Genomic DNA, 20,067 nt, shown 5'->3' with positions numbered 1-20,067 from the left:
GCCAACGCCGAGCGTCGTGGTGTGGAGCTGCGTGAAGAAGCTCAGGTCAAGGCCCGTGAGGAAGCCGACCGGATTATTGCCGGAGCCCGTGCAGAAATTGATGTGGAAACCAACCGGGCCCGTGAAGTCCTGCGTGGTCAGGTGGTGGAGCTGGTGGTCGACGGCACCCAGCGTATTCTGCATCGTGAAATTGATCAGAATGCCCATCGCGACATCATCGACCGTATGGTCGGCCAACTGTGAGGATCTGAAATGGCAGATCTGATCACGGTGGCGCGACCCTACGCCGAGGCGCTTTATGGTTTGGCGAAAGAGAGCGGCCAGGAACAGGCTTGGGCGGATGCCCTGCAGGTTCTTGCCGCAGTAATCGCGGATACGCAGGCGCAGGCTTTTCTGAATGATCCCGAGCGTGCCGAGGCCGAAAAAGTGGCGCTGCTCAGTGCCGCGCCAGTGAAGGTGGATAGCAAGGCTTGGGAGGCACTTCTGACCCTGTTGATCCACCATGATCGTTGGCCCGCGACGGCCGAGATCGGCACGCTTTTCGGTGAAGCCCTGCGTCACGCAGAAGGCATTGTCGACGTTCTGGTCACCAGCGCCATCGCCCTGGACGCCAATCAAAAGACGACCGTGCAATCGGCGCTGGAGCGCCGTTTTGCCGGTCGCAAAGTCGCGTTCCGGGAATCGGTGGACGCCGCTTTGATTGGTGGCCTAGTTATTCATACGGGTGATCTCACCATAGATGCTTCCGTGCGTGGACAAGTGCAGCAACTTGCCCGAACCCTTCGCAGCTAAGTCTTGAGGAAATAGTATGCAACAACTGAATCCATCGGAAATCAGTGAACTGATCCGCGCACGGATCGCCGGCTTTGAAGGCCGTGTCGAAACGCGCTCGCAGGGCACCATCATCAGCTTGAGTGACGGTATTCTTCGCATTCACGGTCTGGAAGACGTGATGTACGGTGAAATGCTGGAGCTCCCCGGCGGCCGCTTCGCGCTGGCCATGAACCTGGAACAGGATAACGTCGGCGCGGTAGTGCTCGGCGAGTTCTCCGGCCTCGAAGAGGGCAACGTCGTCAAGTGTACCGGTAAGGTCATGCAGGTTCCCATCGGCAAGGCACTGCTTGGTCGCGTGGTGAACGCCCTGGGCCAGCCTATCGACGGTAAAGGCCCCATCGACACCAAGGAATACGACGTTCTCGAAAAAATCGCGCCCGGCGTGGTCGAACGTCAAAGCGTTGATGAGCCCATGCAGACGGGTATCAAGGCGATTGACGCCATGGTGCCAATCGGCCGTGGTCAGCGCGAGTTGATCATTGGCGACCGTCAGACCGGCAAGACCGCCGTCGCCGTCGATGCCATCATCAATCAGAAAGGCAAGGATGTGCAGTGCATCTATGTCGCCGTCGGTCAGAAGGCTTCGACCGTCGCTGGTGTGGTGCGCAAGCTCGAAGAATACGGCGCAATGGAGTACACCACGGTGATCGCCGCCAACGCATCGGAGTCCGCCGCCATGCAGTATCTGGCGCCTTACGCCGGCTGCACCATGGGCGAATACTTCCGCGACCGCGGCATGAATGCCCTGATCGTGTATGACGATCTTACCAAGCAGGCCTGGGCCTATCGCCAGATTTCCTTGTTGCTCCGCCGTCCGCCTGGCCGTGAAGCCTATCCGGGTGATGTGTTCTACCTACACTCCCGTTTGCTGGAGCGTGCGGCGCGCGTCAACACCGATTTCGTCGAGAAGTTCACCAACGGTGAAGTGAAGGGCAAAACCGGTTCTTTGACCGCCCTGCCCATCATCGAAACCCAGGCGGGTGACGTCTCGGCCTTCGTGCCCACCAACGTGATTTCCATCACCGATGGCCAGATCTATCTGGAAACCGACCTCTTTAACTCCGGTATCCGTCCGGCTATCAACGCCGGTTTGTCGGTATCGCGGGTGGGTGGTGCGGCGCAGACCAAGATCATCAAGAAGCTGGGCGGCGGCATTCGTCTGGATCTCGCGCAGTATCGTGAACTGGCGGCCTTCGCGCAGTTTGCTTCGGATCTGGATGAAATCACCCGCAAGCAGATCGAGCGCGGCAAGCGTGTCACCGAGTTGCTGAAGCAGGACCAGTTCTCGCCGATGTCGGTGGCCGAACAGTCCGTGGCGCTCTTCGCAGCCAGCAGTGGTGCGCTGGATGACGTCGAAGTGGCCAATGTGCGGCCTTTCGAGAAGGCGCTCCTGGCTTACCTGAACAGCAATAACAAGGACCTGATGGCCGGGCTTGAAGAGAAAAAAGAGCTGACGGATGACTTCAAGAAGCAGCTCGACGCGGCGGTCAAGCAGTTCAAGTCCAGCTCGACGTACTAGGAGAGTAGCATGGCCAATGCCAAGGAAATCCGCGGGCAGATCAAGAGCGTTAAAAACACGCGCAAGATCACCCGTGCCATGGAGATGGTGGCTGCGAGCAAGATGCGGCGCGCGCAGGAGCGAATGCGCGCCGCCCGTCCCTATGCGGAGAAAATTCGTGAGGTGTTGGGACATCTGGCGCAGGCGCATCCCGAGTACGAACACCCGTTGATGCAGGTGCGCCCCATCAAAAAGGCGGGCTTTATCGTCGTGACCACGGATCGCGGCCTCTGTGGCGCGCTCAATGTGAACGTGCTGCGTAATGTCGTCCACAAGATGCACGATCTCCATGAGCAGGGCATCAGCTCTGATCTCGCGGTCATGGGCAATAAGGGGCTGGGCTTCCTGCGGCGTCACGGCGCCCATCTGGTCGCAGAGCTCAACGGATTGGGTGATAAACCGCATCTGGCCGACATGATCGGACCCATCCGGGCTATGGCCGATGCTTACGCCAAGGGTGAGGTCGACGTGGTGTACCTAGTCTCCTCCCGCTTCGTGAATACGATGTTGCAGCGGGCTACGGTCGAACAGTTGCTGCCGGTGGAAAAGCCTGAAGTACTCGCGGAGCCACGCGCGGAGATGTGGGATTACATCTACGAGCCCGAAGCCCGTCCGGTATTGGATCGCTTGCTGCAGCGCTATGTGGAATCAGTGGTGTATCAGGCGGTCATCGAGCATCTGGCTTGTGAGCAGAGCGCGCGCATGGTGGCCATGAAAAACGCCTCGGATAACGCAAAGCGCATGGTGGGCGACCTGCAGTTGGCCTACAACAAGGCCCGCCAGGCAGCCATTACTCAGGAAATCGCGGAGATCAGCGCCGGTGCGGCGGCGGTCTGACGATTGTGCACAGCATTTTTGGAATTTTTGAGGGTTAAATCATGAGCGAAGCGGTTGCTAAAGAAAACGCCGTCGGCCATATCGTCCAGGTGATCGGGCCGGTGATCGACGTGGCCTTTCCTCGCGGGCAGGTCCCGGAGATTATGGAAGCTATCGTGGTCAGCGACAAAAACCTGACCATCGAAGTGCAGGCCCAGTTGGGTGACGGCGTGGCGCGCGGTATTGCCATGGGTCCCAGCGAAGGCCTGAAGCGCGGTCTGGCCGTGAAACGTACCGGTGCGCCCATCAGCGTGCCGGTGGGTCACGGCACGTTGGGCCGCATCATGGACGTCCTCGGTGACCCCGTGGACGGCAAGGGTCCGGTACAGACGGAGGAGCGCAAGGCCATACATCGTCCGGCACCGGCATTTGACGAGTTGGCGGCGAGCACCGAGGTGCTGGAAACCGGCATCAAGGTCATCGACCTGGTCTGCCCTTTCGCCAAGGGGGGTAAGGTCGGCCTCTTCGGTGGCGCCGGTGTGGGCAAGACAGTGCTCATGATGGAGCTGATCCGCAACATCGCTATCGAGCACACCGGTTACTCGGTGTTTGCCGGCGTCGGTGAGCGAACCCGTGAAGGCAATGACTTCTACCATGAAATGACCGATTCCGGCGTGTTGGACAAGGTCGCGCTCGTGTACGGGCAGATGAATGAGCCGCCCGGCAATCGCCTGCGCGCCGGTCTGACCGGCCTGACCATGGCGGAGCATTTCCGTGATGAAGGTCGCGACATTCTGATGTTCATCGATAACATCTTCCGCTACACCCTGGCCGGTACCGAAGTGTCGGCGCTGCTCGGGCGTATGCCTTCTGCGGTGGGTTATCAGCCGACACTGGCCGAAGAAATGGGCAAATTGCAGGAGCGTATTACCTCGACCAAGGTGGGCTCCATTACTTCTGTGCAGGCCGTTTACGTGCCTGCGGACGATCTCACCGATCCGTCCCCGGCGACGACCTTTGCCCACCTGGACGCCACAGTGGTGCTGTCGCGGCAGATCGCGGAGCTGGGTATCTACCCTGCGCTGGATCCACTCGACTCCTTCAGCCGCCAGCTGGATCCGGCGATTGTCGGTCAGGAGCACTACGATGTGGCCCGTTCCTGCCAGAAGACGCTGCAGCGCTATAAGGAATTGCAGGACATTATCGCCATTCTCGGTATGGACGAGCTGTCCGAGGACGACAAACTGCTGGTGTCCCGGGCGCGCAAAATTCAGCGCTTCCTGTCGCAGCCCTTCTTCGTCGCGGAAGTGTTCACCGGCAGCCCCGGTACCTACGCCTCATTGAAGGAGACGATCCGCGGCTTCAAGGCGATCGTGGCCGGTGAGTATGATCATCTGCCCGAGCAGGCCTTCTACATGGTAGGTACCATCGACGAAGCCATTGCCAAGGCCCAGAAGCTGCAGCAGGGCTAAGCCATGGCGATGACCATAGATGTGCAGGTAGTCAGTGCGGAGGGCAGCATCTACGCGGGGGTTGCCGATATGGTGGTGGCCCCCGGTGAGATGGGTGAACTCGGCATTCTGCCGCGCCACGCACCGCTGCTGACCAGGCTGCGTCCTGGTGAGTTGCGGATTATTCACGGTGCAGAGACGGAGTATCTCTTCGTCAACGGCGGTGTGCTGGAAATTCAACCCCATCTGGTAACGGTGCTGGCTGACTCGGCGGAGCGCGCGACGGACATTGACGAAGCCAAAGCCATGGCGGCCAAGCAGGCTGCTGAAGCACGGATGGCCGGACAGACTGATCGGATGGAGTATGCGGCGGCGCAGGCGGAATTGCTCGAGCAGATTGCCCGTCTGAAGACGGTGCAACGTTTGCGGGAACAGGGGCTGCTGCGCTAACATCTCGACGTATTTGCACGTTTGTTGAGTAACAACACACAGACCCCAGCGACTAAACCGTCTCTGGGGTCTGTGTATTTTATGGTCTAGCGCTTATGCTGGCAGATAATGCGGGGCATGGAGACATCATGTTAACGGATATCGTAATACTCGCCGCCGGGCAGGGCACGCGCATGCGCTCTGCTTTGCCGAAGGTGCTGCAACCTCTCGGGGGAAAACCCATGCTCGCCCACGTGCTAGCTATTGCGGCGGAATTGTCGCCACGGCGTATCCACGTTGTGGTCGGTCATGGCGGCGATGCCGTGCAGGCCGCCTTCCCGGACGCGCAGGTAAGCTGGTGGACGCAGGCACAGCAGCTCGGTACCGGTGATGCGTTAGAATCGGCGTTAGTGGGTTTCACGGGAGCGCACCGGGTATTGGTGTTGTACGGTGATGTGCCCCTCTTAACGGCGGCGACACTACGCAAATTTCTCCAACACACCCCGGCGTCAGCACTTGGACTGACGACCGCATCGGTAAGCGAGCCCCACGGATACGGGCGAATTCTCCGCGATGCGGACGGTCAGGTGCAGGGTATCCGTGAGCACAAGGATTGTCAGACGGACGAACAGGCTATCTGCGAGATAAATCTTGGGATGATGGTGCTGCCGGTAGAGCCGCTGGCGGGCTGGTTGCGGGGACTGTCTGCACGCAATGCCCAGGGCGAGATTTACCTGACGGATGTGGTGGCGGCAGCGCGGACGGGCGGCCATGTCGTCTGGCCTTTTACACTGGCTGATGCGACCGAGGCCTTGGGGGTAAATGACCCCATGCAGTTGGCGGATCTGGAGCGCGTGTTTCAGCGGCAGCAACTGCGCGCTCTGCAGATGCGGGGATTACGGGTGGCGGACCCGGCGCGGATAGACATCCGTGGTGAGGTCACCTGTGGCCAGGACTGCTGGGTGGATCCCAACGTCTTGTTTGTTGGCGAGGTTCATCTGGGTAATCGCGTACGTGTGGGCGCGGGTGCGGTTTTGCAGGACGTACAGATTGGCGATGACGTGGAAATTTTGCCCTACAGCCTCATCGAAGGTGCACGAATTGCCGCCGGGGCACGGATTGGACCTTTTGCGCGGATTCGCCCCGGAACGGAGATTGGCGAAGCCGCCCACATCGGTAACTATGTCGAGGTAAAGGCCTCAAAAATTGGTGCAGGCAGCAAAGCCAATCACCTGACTTATATCGGCGATGCGGAGATCGGTACCGGGGTGAATGTGGGCGCGGGGACGATTACTTGCAATTATGATGGCGCCAACAAGCATCGGACCATTATCGGCAATGATGTGTTCATCGGCTCGGATAGCCAGTTGGTGGCGCCGGTGACCGTTGGCGACGGCGCGACCATCGGTGCGGGCAGCACGATCACCAAAGAGGTTCCAGCGGGTGGTCTGACGCTGAGTCGCAGTCCGCAGCGTACTATTCCGCATTGGCAGCGGCCACGGCGTGAGAAAAAATAGCGCCAGGTAGTACCGGCATCGTCTTCGACTACAGGAGAGCAATAATATGTGCGGGATTGTCGGTGGGGTGAGCAAAACAGATTTGGTCCCCATGATTCTGGAGGGGCTGCGGCGTTTGGAGTATCGCGGCTATGATTCGGCTGGCCTGGCGATACTGAAAGAGGGGACGCAAGGCGCGGATTTGCTGCGGGTGCGCAGCGTGGGGCGCGTCGCCGAGCTGACTGCCGCCGTTACCGAGCGTGGCTTGCAGGGTCAGGTGGGCATCGGCCACACGCGCTGGGCCACCCATGGCGGCGTCGCCGAATGCAATGCACATCCCATGATCTCCCATGAGCAGGTCGCTGTGGTCCATAACGGCATTATCGAGAACTTTCATGCCTTGCGCGCCCGTCTGGAAGTGGCGGGATACACCTTCACCTCCGAGACCGATACGGAGGTCATCGCGCATCTGGTACACCATTATCGGCAAAGCGCGCCAGACCTGTTCACGGCGACCCGGCTGGCGGTGGGTGATCTGCGCGGCGCTTATGCCATCGCGGTGATCTCAAGTAGCGATCCGGAGACCGTGTGCGTGGCACGGATGGGCTGCCCGCTGCTGCTGGGCATTGCCGATGACGGGCATTACTTCGCCTCGGATGTGGCGGCGTTGCTGCCGGTGACCCGGCGTGTGCTTTATCTGGAAGATGGTGATGTGGCCTTGCTGCAACGGAAGACCTTGCGGATTACGGATCAGGCCGGAGTGCCGCAGCAGCGTGAAGAACATTGGAGCCAGCTCAGTGCGGCGGCTGTTGATCTGGGACCTTATCGTCACTTCATGCAGAAAGAGATCCACGAACAACCCCGCGCCCTGGCCGACACCCTGGAGGGCGCGCTGAATAGCCAGCTCAATCTGTCTGATCTCTGGGGTGCAGGCGCCGCGGACATTTTCCGGGATGTGGATAGTGTGCTGTTCCTGGCCTCCGGAACCAGTCACTACGCGACGCTGGTGGGACGCCAATGGCTGGAAAGCATTGTGGGGATTCCGGCGCAGGCCGAGCTGGGGCACGAATATCGTTACCGGGATTCCATTCCGAACCCGCGCCAGTTGGTGGTGACCCTCTCGCAATCCGGTGAAACGCTGGATACCTTCGAAGCGCTGCGCCGTGCCAAGGAGCTCGGTCATACCCGCACGCTGGCCATCTGCAATGTCGCGGAGAGCGCCATCCCGCGGGCGTCGGCGCTGCGCTTCCTGACCCGGGCCGGCCCCGAGATCGGAGTGGCTTCGACCAAGGCGTTCACCACCCAGTTGGCGGCACTCTATCTGTTGGCCCTGTCCCTGGCCAAGGCGCGGGGGCGTCTGAACGATGTGCAGCAGGCGGATCACCTGGACGCCTTGCGGCAATTGCCGGGCAGTGTCCAGCATGCCCTGAACCTGGAGCCGCAGATTCAGGGCTGGGCGGTGCGTTTTGCCGGCAAGGACCATGCGCTTTTTCTGGGGCGCGGCCTGCACTACCCCATCGCGCTGGAAGGTGCGCTTAAACTCAAGGAAATCTCCTATATCCACGCCGAGGCTTATCCCGCGGGCGAATTGAAGCATGGCCCCCTGGCCCTGGTAGATCGCGACATGCCCGTGGTGGTGATCGCGCCGAATGACCGCCTCCTCGAAAAGCTGGCCGCCAACATGCAGGAAGTCCACGCCCGTGGCGGTGAGCTCTATGTTTTTGCCGATTCGGACAGCCACTTTAACGCCAGTGAGGGCGTGCATGTGATGCGTTTGCCGCGCCACGCCGGTCTTCTCTCTCCCATCGTCCACGCAATCCCTGTGCAGTTGCTGGCCTATCACGCGGCGCTGGTGAAGGGCACCGATGTGGACCGGCCGCGTAACCTCGCGAAGAGTGTGACGGTAGAGTGATAGGGCGGTTCGGTGTGCCGAGTCGTGTTAACGGACAAAAAAGTATCATCCCGGACAAAATAGTTTCATCCTGAACAAAAAAGTATCATCCTGGACGCCCGCACTATCTGAGGAGTCAGTCCATGGAAATCAAAGCCATTCATGATGAGTGCGACTATACGGCGGCTCTGACCCTGATAGATCGCCTGTGGGATGCCCCAGCGGGCAGCCCGGAAAGTGACCAGTTGGAAGTGATCGCCATACTCATTGCAGACTATGAGCGGCAGCAGCACCCTATTGATGATCCCGATCCTATTGCCCTGCTGGAGCATGTCATGGAGGCCCGCAGTCTCTCCCGTAAAGATCTCGAACCCTGCATTGGCTCTCGGGCACGGGTTTCTGAAGTGCTGAACCGACGGCGGCCACTCACCCTGGAAATGATTCGCCGCCTGTCAGAGCAACTGGATTTACCCGCCGAAATACTGGTGCGCCCCTATCCGACCCGATCCCACGCTGCTTAGCCCACAACCAGAAACAGCCCCATCACCGGCGAACCGATTCCCGACGAAAGCGCCCGGATGCCGGTGGAGCGCTACCGGAACCCGCGCAAGGCCAGGTGGCCGCAAGCGGATTACATTATTGGCTCAGGTTTCATCGTTACGCCCGAAGGCGTCATCCATCTGGGACTCGGCAATATTCAGGGTGTGGAGCGTCATATCCGCAATTATCGGCATGGTCGGGACCTCACGGACAAGCCGCGCGGTGTCAAGGTAATTGATCTCTTCGGGCTGACTTCTGAAGATGTACGCCATCGTTACCCGGCAATTTATCAGTGGGTTTTGGAGCGTGTCAAACCGGAGCGTGATCAAAACAATCGTGCAGGTTACCGCGACAAGTGGTGGATTTTTGGAGAGGCCCGTAGCGAATGGCGAAGGATGTGCGCAACCTTGCCGCGCTACATCGCCGCAGGAATCCAAAGCGGCGCAGCTGCCTCAAGGTGGCTCACAGCTTAGATTTCGGTTCTGACGTCGGTATATCCTCCTTGGAGGAGGCGCCTTCCGTGGCGATGTACTCCAGAAAAGCCTCAGTAACCGCCGATAGTTGCTTTCCCATAGGATAGACGGCGTACCATTGGCGTAGCAAGGGAAAACCCCGCACATCAAGCACAGCGAACGCGCCGGATGCCGCGTCCAGCGCGAGCGTGTGCTGGGACAGCACTGCCAGCCCCAGTCCCCCGGCTACTGTCTGCTTCACCGCTTCGTTGCTGCCGAGTGTCATGCGTACCTTGAGACGAACGCCCTGCTTCTCGAAGAATCGTTCGGCGGCGAGTCGGGTTCCTGACCCTGGCTCGCGCGCAATGAACGGTTCGTCGGCTAACCGCGCGGGGTCAATGTCCCGCTCCCTGGTTAGGGGATGGTCCGCCGGAGCCAGGACGACCAAGGGGTTCTCCATGAAAGGTTGCGCGATCACGTTCAGGTTTTCCGGAACTTGGCCCATGATGTAGAGGTCATCTAGGTTCTGTTTCAGGCGCTCAAGGATGTGATTGCGATTGTCCACATCCAAGGAGATCTCGATACCGGGATGCTGCTTGCAAAAGGCGCCCAGAAGACGGGGGGCGAAATATTTCGCGGTGGTGATGATGGACAATTTCAGGCTGCCGCGATCTAGGCCTTGATCCCCGGCCATCTCTATCGAAAGTTTTTCCAGCCGTTCGAACACGTCCCGGCAGGCTGCATCGACCAGCCGTCCGGTGGCGGTGAGAAACAACCGTTTTCCTATTTGCTCGTGTAACGGCGCACCAACGGCTTCAGACAACTGCTTGATCTGTATAGACAAGGCGGCCGGTGTCATGTGCAACGTCTCAGCGGCGCGGGTCATATTCAGGTGTCGCGCTAGCGTCGTGAATATCTTCATTTGGTGCAGGGTTGCGTGGCGCAGTGCCATGTTTATAGTCTCATATATCGTAACATTCAGAATGCTTAACTTAAATTAATTGTTGTTGGTATGTAAAGTGCCTTTCGTCCCGTTCGTTCAGGGACGCTCATCCGGAGGGTCTTTAGCTTAGCAGGATGTTATGGATGGTCAAAAGGCACGCTTAGGGGCAAGACATGAACGTCCGTGAAAAAACGCGATGGGCGTTCCGGGAGATCCAGTTATTAACGGACGAAAAGGATGTTTTTATGTCTCTTTATAGACCCTTGGAAAAATCTGAAGAAGTATCGAAGATAGGAGTTTTCGAGATTGCGCGGGCCCTTGATTCCGGCTTGCCCGGGGCGGCAAGATCCCACGAAGGATTCACCGGCGCCCACGCCCGTGCCGCCGGGCATTACATCTGTGTGCGTTATCATCACAGCCAGGAGCCGTTTTATCTGAATATAGATGAAGCGCGCCGTTATTTGGAGTGGATCCGGGCTGGCCATGTCGGACCCCACTGGGATTTACAAGACTGATCAACCGACTATGGACTGTCCTGGCAGCCCATAGTCGGTACCTTTAAAAAGCGACAGGCGCTTTCGCCATAATTTCCCAAGCTGGAACCGGTATGAGGTAAGCAGCGCCTTCATCATGGCGCACAGCCCGGCATGGTGCATTCTGGCCAGCACGAAGGCCTCGGTCATTTTACTGAATGATGCTGCGCACCGGACGGTTGAGAATGACGAAAAACCACGCGGCAAAGGGTAATGCCTATGCTTTAATAAAATGTAACATTAAATATATTTAGCTTAACTTAATCAATCCAGATTTGTAGAGTGCTTCCGTCCCGCCTGTTTAAGGCGAGCATCCGCCCGATGTTCAACTCAGGAGAACCGTTATGAGTGTAAAAAAATACGAAGCTGGTGTGAAGGAGTACCGGCAAACCTATTGGTCACCCGAGTATGTACCCTTGGATTCGGATATCCTGGCCTGCTTCAAGATCACCCCGCAACCGGGTGTGGATCGTGAAGAAGCTGCGGCTGCGGTGGCCGCCGAATCCTCGACGGGGACCTGGACCACCGTTTGGACCGATCTCTTGACCGATCTCGATTACTACAAAGGTCGCGCCTACGCCATTGAGGATGTGCCCGGCGACGACACTTGCTTCTATGCCTTCATCGCCTACCCCATTGACCTTTTTGAGGAAGGTTCGGTAGTCAACGTGTTCACCTCGCTGGTGGGCAATGTGTTCGGCTTCAAGGCGATCCGTGCCCTGCGCCTGGAAGACGTGCGCTTTCCTCTCGCCTATGTAAAAACCTGCGGTGGCCCACCCAACGGCATCCAGGTCGAACGCGACAAGATGAACAAATATGGCCGACCGTTGTTGGGTTGCACCATCAAGCCGAAGCTCGGCCTATCTGCCAAGAACTATGGCCGTGCCGTGTACGAATGCCTCAGAGGCGGCCTGGATTTCACCAAGGACGACGAAAACGTCAACTCCCAGCCATTCATGCGCTGGCGCGACCGTTTCCTGTTCGTCGCCGATGCGATCCACACCGCCGAGGCCGAAACCGGTGAGCGCAAGGGACACTATCTCAACGTCACCGCCCCGACCTGCGAGGACATGATGGAACGTGCAGCGTTCGCGAAAGAACTCGGCATGCCCATCGTTATGCATGATTTCCTGACTGGTGGCTTTACCGCCAACACCAGCTTGGCCAACTGGTGCCGCAAGAACGGTGTGCTGCTGCACATCCACCGCGCCATGCACGCCGTAGTGGATCGCAACCCGCACCACGGCATCCACTTCCGCGTGCTGACCAAGGCACTGCGTCTGTCGGGTGGTGATCACCTGCACTCCGGCACCGTGGTGGGCAAGTTGGAAGGGGACCGTGGTGCAACACTGGGCTGGGTGGATTTGATGCGTGAATCCTTTATTCCTGAAGACCGCAGCCGCGGCATTTTCTTCGACCAGGATTGGGGTTCCATGCCCGGCGTATTCCCGGTCGCATCCGGCGGTATTCACGTATGGCACATGCCTGCGCTGGTCAACATCTTCGGTGATGATTCCGTGCTGCAGTTCGGTGGCGGCACGCTGGGCCACCCCTGGGGCAACGCTGCCGGTGCCGCCGCCAATCGCGTTGCACTGGAAGCCTGTGTGGAAGCGCGCAACGAAGGGCGCGATCTGGAGCGTGAAGGCAAGGAGATACTTACCAATGCCGCTAAGGATAGTCCGGAGCTGAAAATTGCGATGGAAACCTGGAAGGAGATCAAGTTCGAGTTCGACACGGTGGACAAATTGGACGTAGTGAACCGCTGATCCTGGGGTCGCAATTCCCTATGGTGTAAATGAAACTTCTCGCAACGTGTGGCCGTGCGGCCCACCTTGAGATTAAAGGAAAGGAACGAAAATGGCTGATATTCAAGATTACAACTCGGCTCCCAAATACGAAACCTTCTCGTACTTGCCGGCGATGACGCCGGAAAAACTGCGCCGCCAGATTGCCTACGTCGTGAGTCAGGGCTGGAACCCTGGTATCGAGCATGTGGAGCCGGCGCGCGCCTTCACCTATTTCTGGTATATGTGGAAACTGCCCATGTTCGGCGAGCAGTCGGTGGATATCATCCTCGCCGAACTGGAGGCGTGCCACCGCGCGCACCCCGACCACCATGTACGTCTGATTGGCTACGATAATTACTCCCAGAGTCAGGGCAGCGCCTTTGTTGTGTTTCGCGGGCGCTAAGCAAGGCTGTAAAGAGGCTATCCAGCAGATGCCCCTGGCGGGGGCTGGTTGAATACAGAAGGGTAAAATCATGACCGACGCTATGGCAAACAATATGGCAACTCCACGCTCGACACGCGCCGCAGCATTGGAGCGGAGGCGTGCGCTGTCGCACAGCGGCGGTGCCGTGCTTGGTGCGAAGAAGGCCGCACCGGCGCGGGCGGTAAGCAATCCGACCGCGATGGGGGCAACGGCTTCAGTGGCAAACGTTACGGGTAAGTCCCTTTCCCGTGCGCGCCGGGAGGCGTTATCGCAAAGAGGGGCAGGTCTGGCGCAGGCTCCAGTCGCGCCGGGCTCTGATAGCCGCGTGACTGCTCCGGTCATGTCTGTGCCCGCACCCATTCTATGGAAACAGGATCTGCCACCAGCGCAAGACGCGGCCACCCAAGAACGGTGTGGCTGCGGGTGCAAGGAGCAAAAGAACGCAACGGAGGTCGCCGAGCGTGAGGAAGCGATGGAAGCGGTATGCGCGGCTTTGGACGGCGAGCCGACAGCGGTGGAGGGACCCATCGCCTCGGCAGTACGCAAACTGTGTCGAGAACGGCGTCGCGCGCTTTCTAGTCAGGGCAAAATGGCATTGAGCGCTTCATCTCCAGGTAGCAAACGCAGCAACCGCAGCGGATTGAGTGGACGTGACGTGGCTCGATCTCGCCGCGAAGATCTGTGCCAGCGAGGGCGTGGCGATGGCCCCGCATGCCGACCGGCAGGTAGGGCGCGCCCCAAACCTACTGTTCCCGTTAAAGTGGAGACAGGCACCACGCTGCGCGGCACTGGTGTGACGGGCACTCAGGTAGAGCGTAGCGGCAAGGTGACGGGCAATGAGCCGGGTAGTTGCCGCGCCATCACTGGCACCGAATATATCGGTGCTGAACAGTATGGCGAATTGTGTGCCATGGTGCCGGAGCCTGCACCCGCCAAGATCAGCATCAGTAACACCAGCCGCGGTCAGCGTGTGAGCGGCACGGAAGTCGGCCTCAGCGTAAAAGTGACCGGAGACGAACACGGTGCGTGCAAGACGGTGACCGGTATCGAATATCTCAGTGCAGACCACTTCGAGTCTTTCTGCGGGACCAAGTCCGCACATGTCCCCGCCAAGGTGAGTGTCGTGACGACTGAAGCGGGGCAATCGGTAAGCGGTGCTGAAGTCGGACGCAGCGCGAAAATGACGGGTGATGAAGCTGGTGCCTACAGCAAGCTTACCGGCAGTCAGTATATTCGGCCTGATCTACCTGCCAGCCTGTATGGCAGCCGCGCACCGCGCAAAGTGAGCGTGATGCGCACGGTGAAAGAACACACCGTAACCGGCAGCGAAGTGGGTCGCAGTATGAAAGTGACTGGTGATGAACACGGCGCGTGTACTACGGTGACGGGTACCGAATATGCAGGGCTTGAGCAATACCAAGCGTGCAATCGAGCACCGGTGCCCGTGCCGGAAAAAGTCGGCGTGATGAGCACTTGGCACGGCCAGCCGGTGTCCGGCACCGCGGTCGAGCACAGCAGTAAAGTGACCGGTGATGAATATGGCGGCTGCCAGCCGGTGTCCGGCACCGAATATATCGGCCCAGACCAGTACGCCGCGCTTTGCGATGATGAACACCAAGCTGCCTCTCGTGCCCTGACAGCGGGGCACGGCGCCATGGCTGGCGCGGCGCCAAGCGGTACACGCGTTGCATCCGGCCGCAAAGTGACTGGTGCGGAACGCGGTGAGGCTCTGGTCTTGAGCGGTACGCCGTACTCCAGCCCCCAGCAGCGCGTGCCGCAGCGTGGCATGAACAGCAACCCGCATCCGCTGGCGCGCGCCCCCTTTGATGCGCCTCGCCAGCCCACACAAGTGCTGTCCGCGGCGCGTGTCCAGGGTGATTTCAGCATTGCCACACCCGCGCGTAGCGCTCAGGGCAGCGACTTAAACCGCATTACGGGCACAGCCTATGGCGCCATAGGGCGCATCACCGGCCCGGTGAATCTGGCCGCTGGCTTGGTATCCGGCACGCCTGAGTTTCGCTATCGGGACGAGGCAGTCAGGGGTGTGCCGATGGCCATGGAACGGGTTCAGGCAGTGGATGCAGCGCGTAGCCGTCTCACCGGTGACGGGCGTGAAGGTGGCTTTGCGATTACCGGCGCGGCATGGCGGAGGAATGAAAGCGTGACCGGCACCGAGGGTGTCTCCACGCGGCGCAATCCCACTTTGCGCGGTGACCAGCGCGGTATCGCGATGGGTGCTGCGCAGAACAAGGATCGCGAACGCCCCGAAGTACCGGTCAGCAAGATCACCGGTAGCAGCGGTAATGACGTCAACGGATCCGCCATCACCTATTCCGGCGGCGCGCGGGGATAGATGGAAAACCAGACCGAGCCATCTATAACGGATAGACAGAGATGAATACGAGAAACCGTCCTGGGCGTAGCATCAGCCCGCTGTCTGGAGCACCTCGCCCGCCATACGGCTTAGGTACGCCTGACGGCGCTCTGCAGGCACGCCCCGGTCAGCCAGTATTCCCAGCGCAGCGCGCAGCACCCCGCATTGGAGTAACGGCGCCGGCGGCCAATCCGGCGTGTTTGACCGACAGCGGCCGGCCGTGCCGTCATCCACTCACCAATGTAGCGGAAAACCAGCGCCTGCTGGCGCACGAGCAGGCCGTGAAGGGGCGCTTCGATGCCATTGTGCCAGTGCTGAGGCGGATTGTCGGGCTGCAGCATGAACCCGATTTTATCGAACGCGCGCAGGCCGTCGCCCGCGAACAGCTGGGCTTCGACTTGCCCGCCAGAATTCTGGAGGACGCCTGGATCGGCAGTCTGGACATGCGTGCCCTGTATGGTGAGAGCGTAATGCGGACCTTGCGCCTGATGGCGGAGCAAGCGCGCGCGGCCAGAACCCAACAAGGGGGGGATGACGTGGTGTCATTTTTTCTCGACTGCGGCTTCCACGCGGTGGACATCACGCCATGTTCGGACGGACGTTTGAAGGGTCTAGTTCGTTACATCCTGCGCTTACCAGACACCGCAGTGCGTAGCCTTAAGGCCTACGCCGGTGCCATGTTTGACGTGGAGGCCAACGTCAAGCGCTGGATCGAAACCGAGCTGATGCGCTATCGCGAAGGTCGTCCGGTGGCTGCCGACGCGGGTACACGTTACCTCAAGGTCGCTGTGTATCACTGGAGCAGTTCCGATCCGACCCATGAAGGCTGTGCCGCCCACGCTAGCAACGAGCGCCAGGCTGCGGAAGGTGCCCTGCAGCGCCTGCGTGAATTCCGTCAGGCAATCGAAAACAGTTTTTGTTGTGGGGCCTCGGTGGACACACTGCTAATCGGAGTGGATACCGACACCGACGCGATCAAGGTGCATGTACCCGATGCGGATGGGGAGATGAGTCTGTACCGGGCGGTGGACAACCTGGAGCTGTATCGGCAGACCGTCGGTGACGAACAGAACGACGCTCGGATCAAGGTGTATCAGGCGATTCAGGGAACCAGCGCCGCCACCGGCTGGGGTGTGGGCAGGGGTGAGCCGCACGAGGGGATGCGGCGATTGATTGCGACGTTATTGATCAACAATCTATCGCAGATCGAGTATGTATGCGGCACGTGGGGTGGTCGCTATCCGGACATCGGTCATGCCGAGCGTTTCATCAGCGTGGGCGACGGTTTCGAGGAGTTTCAATTGCGCAACTTGGCTTATTTCGCCCACCTGCACACGGTGGAGGAAGGGGCGCCGGACATTGACGTGGGCATCAAGATTTTCAATAGGTTGAATCTAATGCATGGATTACCGGTGCCGCTGGCGGTTCACTTCCGCTACGACGGCCGGGTACCGAGCAGTCGTGAACGCACTGTAGAGCGTTGCCGGCGGGTCAAAGCGGCGATTGAGTCACGCTACGCAGATCTGGCGCAAAAGGGTTTGCTGGTATGCACCATGACCGTACAGGACGCTCGCTCCGGCAGTCCGATCGAGTCGGTGGCAACTTATAACGGAAGCGACGCGGGATGAAGATTTGCGAAGTGGAAAAAACGCTGGTTTCGACCAACCGTATCAAGGAACTTGGGCATCGTCCGCTGCTGGTGGTGAGGGAAAAGGCAGGGGGGGCACGTCAGGTAGCGGTCGATATGATCGGCTGCGTCCCTGGTGACTGGGTGATCTGTGTGGGTTCTTCTGCGGCGCGCGAGGCAGCGGGTAGCAAGGATTACCCCAGCGATCTCACCATCGTCGGCATCATTGATCACTGGATGGGAGAGTGATGGATATCATGCGAGTGGTGTCTGATTTGGTGGCGACGCGCCGCATCCCGGGGCTGAAGAACTCTTCGCTCAGAGTGCTCGCCGATGCCAAAGGAAAACTGAACGTGGCGTGCGATCCAGTGGGTGTGCCTCCCGGGAAATGGGTTATTACCGTAAGTGGTTCGGCGGCGCGTTATGCAGCGGGCAATTACAAGATTCTGACCGACCTGACCATCGCCGGGATTATTGACGGATTGGATGATGGAGAAGTTCGAGCTGATAAGTAGCAATTTTTTAAACGCATCTGACGAAGGAGTGTTGAAATGGCGAATGTAACGGGTATTGCACTGGGCATGATCGAGACCCGGGGTTTGGTGCCGGCGATCGAGGCGGCGGACGCGATGACCAAGGCGGCGGAAGTACGTCTGGTGGGTCGCCAATTTGTGGGCGGCGGTTACGTCACGGTGCTGGTGCGTGGCGAGACCGGGGCAGTGAATGCAGCGGTGCGCGCCGGGGCGGATGCCTGCGAACGCGTCGGTGACGGCTTGGTGGCGGCGCACATCATCGCCCGCGTGCATTCCGAAGTGGAAAACATCCTGCCCAGCAGTCCCGACGTCGGCGTAGGTGGCCGCGATGGTGAAGTCAGCTAAGCCTATTGGTGAGGTTTGGCTAAGGAGTTGCCATGCATGCAGATCCACGTTTGACCGGATATCTGACGCGCGCCCTCGGCCACGAACTGGCGGCGGTGCAGCAATATCTGTTGCAGGCCACGTTGGCTGGCCTGTGGGGCTTGTCGAATATCAGCGCGCGTTTGCGTGAGGATGTGAACGAGGAGCTCGTGCATGCCGAACGGCTGATGGCGCGCATGTTGGTGTTGGGTATCCCTTCCAATGGCATCCAACTGCCGCCCATCCGTCCGGGACGCACCCTGGAGGAGATGGTGCTGATTGACCGCGACCTGGAGATCGAAGCGGTTCGCTTGTACGAGGAAGCGGCCCACTACTGCGCCAGGATGCGTGATGGCGAGACGCAAACTTTGTTCGGAGGTCTGCTGCAAGATGAGATTGGTCACTTGCGCGAGTTGGATCGAATGCTAACGGAAAGTCACCAAGGAGCGACGCCATGAGCAATGCCACTGACCCGAAGGCGGACCCTTCCGCGCCACAGGAACGTCTGTCTACGCTGAACCGGCGCTTTGACTTCGGCAGCTACACCGAGATGCGGTGTTTTCTGGATCATCTGGCGGACCTGTCCAAGCGTGAGGAATACTACCCGAACGTGAGTTTCGGTAAAACCTACGTCAACGTCAGCATTGATGGTGAAGGGCAGGCTGTGCTGAGCGAACGCAAATCCATTTTTCTCTCCGAGATGGATGCGCTGGCCACAGTGGACAAGGCGTAGGCTCGATGGGCCGGCAGCAGCGGACAACCATGGATGACAAGATCATCGCGGTAATCAACCAGAAGGGTGGCACTGGCAAGACCACCCTGGCGCTGAATCTGGCGGCGGGCTTGGCGCAACGCGCTTCCACTCACTTGGTGGACGCCGACCCCCAGCGCTCCATCAGCCAGTGGGTTGAAATGGCACCGTCAGGTGCCAGCCTGCCGCCGGTGGCATCGCTTGGCAGCGACCCTTTTGCCACGATTGTGCAACTGGCGCGCACCCACCGTTATGTGGTTGTGGACTGCCCGCCTGCGGTGCAGGGTGAGGTGGTTGCTGCGGTGATGCGCTCGGTTCATGTGGTGTTGATTCCAGTGCTTCCCTCGCCGGTTGATCTGTGGGCGAGCGTAGCCATGGCGGCGGCGGTGGGCGGGGCCAGGCAGCTCAACCCCGGCTTGCGCGCCTGTCTAGTGCTGAATCAAATGGAATCGCGCAATGCCCTGTCCCATGATCTGCGCGATGCTGTGGCGGAGTTCGACGTGCCGGTATTGCAAGCTTGCATGCAGCGGCGTGCGGCTTATCGCAGCGCCGCGGTGGAAGGGACGAGCGTCTACGGACTGGGCAAACGCGCCCAAACTGCCGTGGCGGACATAGAAGCGATTATTGAGGAGGTCTTATGTCTGTGAACAAGATAGGATCAAAACTTGCGCACGGTGTGCGTCAGGTCAAATCGCAACAGATCAAGCCCGGGCAGCCGGAAGCGGACAAACCTGAGGCACTGCCCGCATCCGCGCCAGCCGACGATGTCGCCAATAAATCGGACCCAGTGCCAGTGGTTAAGCCTTCGGCGTCCCGACCTGCACAGCAGGCAGATCAATCTGGCGGCGAACAGGCGCTCAAGGCCGTTGGCAAACTGCACCCGCGCCGAGTCTGGCCTGATTAGGCCCATCGTTCCCGCTAATAGAGGAGTTAAAAAATGCAAACAGCCATCGAGCAGTACCTCATTCGTAGTGCCCCTTATTATCGTACTGTAGCCGACGAAGTCGAGCTCTACGAGGCCGCCTACTCGGTGCGCATGCCCATGATGCTCAAGGGTCCCACAGGCTGCGGCAAGACCCGCTTTATCGAATATATGGCGTGGAAGCTGGGCAAACCACTGATTACCGTGGCGTGCAACGAAGACATGACCGCATCCGATCTGGTCGGCCGCTTCCTGCTCGACGCTTCCGGCACTCGCTGGCAGGATGGCCCTTTAACCCTTGCCGCGCGCTTGGGGGCTATCTGCTACCTCGATGAAGTAGTGG

Annotated in this window: 23 protein-coding genes and 1 pseudogene; 23 read left to right on the top strand and 1 reads right to left on the bottom strand. The window is 59.5% G+C overall.

The features are described from left to right. The 10 genes from atpF to Q0C48_RS14245 all read left to right on the top strand — a co-directional run. Positions 1-243, top strand: a 243-nt coding sequence (atpF, locus tag Q0C48_RS14290; protein ID WP_291525498.1) for a F0F1 ATP synthase subunit B, incomplete at its 5' end; no start/stop codon positions are given. A gap of 9 nt (positions 244-252) precedes the next feature. Next, on the top strand, positions 253-792 hold the full coding sequence (locus Q0C48_RS14285; protein WP_291525495.1) for a F0F1 ATP synthase subunit delta: 540 nt from the start codon (positions 253-255) through the stop codon (positions 790-792). Between the two features lie 16 nt (positions 793-808). After that, the gene (atpA, locus tag Q0C48_RS14280) at positions 809-2,353 is read left to right on the top strand and encodes a F0F1 ATP synthase subunit alpha (RefSeq protein WP_291525493.1); all 1,545 of its coding nucleotides are present in this window, start codon (positions 809-811) and stop codon (positions 2,351-2,353) included. A gap of 9 nt (positions 2,354-2,362) precedes the next feature. Further along, complete coding sequence (gene atpG, locus Q0C48_RS14275; RefSeq protein WP_291525491.1) at positions 2,363-3,229, top strand: F0F1 ATP synthase subunit gamma; 867 nt, start codon at positions 2,363-2,365, stop codon at positions 3,227-3,229. A 41-nt stretch (positions 3,230-3,270) separates the two neighbouring features. Next, positions 3,271-4,680, top strand: coding sequence for a F0F1 ATP synthase subunit beta (gene atpD, locus Q0C48_RS14270; protein ID WP_291525489.1), 1,410 nt, complete (start codon positions 3,271-3,273; stop codon positions 4,678-4,680). Positions 4,681-4,683: 3 nt separating this feature from the next. Continuing rightward, entirely contained in the window at positions 4,684-5,109 is a 426-nt protein-coding gene (locus Q0C48_RS14265; protein WP_291525487.1) for a F0F1 ATP synthase subunit epsilon, read from the top strand. Between the two features lie 128 nt (positions 5,110-5,237). Then, complete coding sequence (glmU, locus tag Q0C48_RS14260; protein ID WP_291525484.1) at positions 5,238-6,605, top strand: bifunctional UDP-N-acetylglucosamine diphosphorylase/glucosamine-1-phosphate N-acetyltransferase GlmU; 1,368 nt, start codon at positions 5,238-5,240, stop codon at positions 6,603-6,605. Between the two features lie 46 nt (positions 6,606-6,651). Then, entirely contained in the window at positions 6,652-8,496 is a 1,845-nt protein-coding gene (gene glmS, locus Q0C48_RS14255) for a glutamine--fructose-6-phosphate transaminase (isomerizing) (protein WP_291525482.1), read from the top strand. 122 nt (positions 8,497-8,618) lie between these two features. Further along, positions 8,619-8,996, top strand: coding sequence for a type II toxin-antitoxin system HigA family antitoxin (locus tag Q0C48_RS14250; protein ID WP_163055787.1), 378 nt, complete (start codon positions 8,619-8,621; stop codon positions 8,994-8,996). 57 nt (positions 8,997-9,053) lie between these two features. After that, positions 9,054-9,488, top strand: coding sequence for a hypothetical protein (locus Q0C48_RS14245; RefSeq protein WP_291525476.1), 435 nt, complete (start codon positions 9,054-9,056; stop codon positions 9,486-9,488). Here the strand turns inward: Q0C48_RS14245 and Q0C48_RS14240 are convergent. Further along, positions 9,478-10,419, bottom strand: coding sequence for a LysR family transcriptional regulator (locus Q0C48_RS14240; RefSeq protein WP_291525474.1), 942 nt, complete (start codon positions 10,417-10,419; stop codon positions 9,478-9,480). The two genes, Q0C48_RS14245 and Q0C48_RS14240, sit on opposite strands and share 11 nt — an antisense overlap. 164 nt (positions 10,420-10,583) lie before the next feature. Between Q0C48_RS14240 and Q0C48_RS14235 the strand changes: the two genes are divergently transcribed. The 13 genes and pseudogenes from Q0C48_RS14235 to Q0C48_RS14175 form a co-directional block, all read left to right on the top strand. Further along, a complete protein-coding gene (locus tag Q0C48_RS14235) occupies positions 10,584-10,925 on the top strand; it encodes a hypothetical protein (RefSeq protein WP_291525472.1) in 342 nt (113 codons plus the stop codon). A 362-nt stretch (positions 10,926-11,287) separates the two neighbouring features. Next, entirely contained in the window at positions 11,288-12,709 is a 1,422-nt protein-coding gene (locus Q0C48_RS14230; RefSeq protein WP_291525470.1) for a form I ribulose bisphosphate carboxylase large subunit, read from the top strand. 91 nt (positions 12,710-12,800) lie between these two features. Next, positions 12,801-13,133 carry a ribulose bisphosphate carboxylase small subunit gene (locus Q0C48_RS14225; protein ID WP_291525468.1) on the top strand — a complete coding sequence of 111 codons (333 nt, stop codon included), beginning with the start codon at positions 12,801-12,803 and terminating at the stop codon, positions 13,131-13,133. Positions 13,134-13,203: 70 nt separating this feature from the next. Beyond that, positions 13,204-15,507 carry a CsoS2 family carboxysome shell protein gene (locus Q0C48_RS14220; protein ID WP_291525466.1) on the top strand — a complete coding sequence of 768 codons (2,304 nt, stop codon included), beginning with the start codon at positions 13,204-13,206 and terminating at the stop codon, positions 15,505-15,507. A gap of 41 nt (positions 15,508-15,548) precedes the next feature. Beyond that, complete coding sequence (locus Q0C48_RS14215; protein WP_291525464.1) at positions 15,549-17,156, top strand: carboxysome shell carbonic anhydrase; 1,608 nt, start codon at positions 15,549-15,551, stop codon at positions 17,154-17,156. Further along, complete coding sequence (locus Q0C48_RS14210; protein ID WP_291525462.1) at positions 17,153-17,404, top strand: carboxysome peptide A; 252 nt, start codon at positions 17,153-17,155, stop codon at positions 17,402-17,404. The genes Q0C48_RS14215 and Q0C48_RS14210 overlap by 4 nt, the downstream gene beginning before the upstream one ends. Continuing rightward, positions 17,404-17,670, top strand: coding sequence for a carboxysome peptide B (locus tag Q0C48_RS14205; protein ID WP_291525460.1), 267 nt, complete (start codon positions 17,404-17,406; stop codon positions 17,668-17,670). The genes Q0C48_RS14210 and Q0C48_RS14205 overlap by 1 nt, the downstream gene beginning before the upstream one ends. A 36-nt stretch (positions 17,671-17,706) precedes the next feature. Beyond that, positions 17,707-18,033: a BMC domain-containing protein gene (locus Q0C48_RS14200; protein ID WP_291525458.1), complete on the top strand. Its 327-nt coding sequence runs from the start codon at positions 17,707-17,709 to the stop codon at positions 18,031-18,033. A gap of 32 nt (positions 18,034-18,065) precedes the next feature. Next, complete coding sequence (locus Q0C48_RS14195) at positions 18,066-18,509, top strand: ferritin-like domain-containing protein (protein ID WP_291508189.1); 444 nt, start codon at positions 18,066-18,068, stop codon at positions 18,507-18,509. After that, positions 18,506-18,784 (top strand): hypothetical protein, encoded by a 279-nt coding sequence (locus Q0C48_RS14190; protein ID WP_291525455.1) that lies wholly within the window; start codon positions 18,506-18,508, stop codon positions 18,782-18,784. Before Q0C48_RS14195 ends, Q0C48_RS14190 begins: the two co-directional genes overlap by 4 nt. A 29-nt stretch (positions 18,785-18,813) precedes the next feature. Next, positions 18,814-19,449 (top strand): ParA family partition ATPase, encoded by a 636-nt coding sequence (gene parA / locus Q0C48_RS14185; RefSeq protein ID WP_291525453.1) that lies wholly within the window; start codon positions 18,814-18,816, stop codon positions 19,447-19,449. Further along, positions 19,440-19,706 carry a hypothetical protein gene (locus Q0C48_RS14180; RefSeq protein WP_291525451.1) on the top strand — a complete coding sequence of 89 codons (267 nt, stop codon included), beginning with the start codon at positions 19,440-19,442 and terminating at the stop codon, positions 19,704-19,706. Before parA ends, Q0C48_RS14180 begins: the two co-directional genes overlap by 10 nt. A 33-nt stretch (positions 19,707-19,739) precedes the next feature. Continuing rightward, a pseudogene (locus tag Q0C48_RS14175) lies at positions 19,740-20,067 on the top strand (AAA family ATPase); the annotation flags it as partial.

The sequence above is a fragment of the Acidithiobacillus sp. genome (genome assembly GCF_023255755.1).
In the GTDB taxonomy this organism is placed as follows: Bacteria; Pseudomonadota; Gammaproteobacteria; order Acidithiobacillales; family Acidithiobacillaceae; genus Acidithiobacillus.
This window is presented reverse-complemented; position numbering and strand designations above follow the sequence as displayed.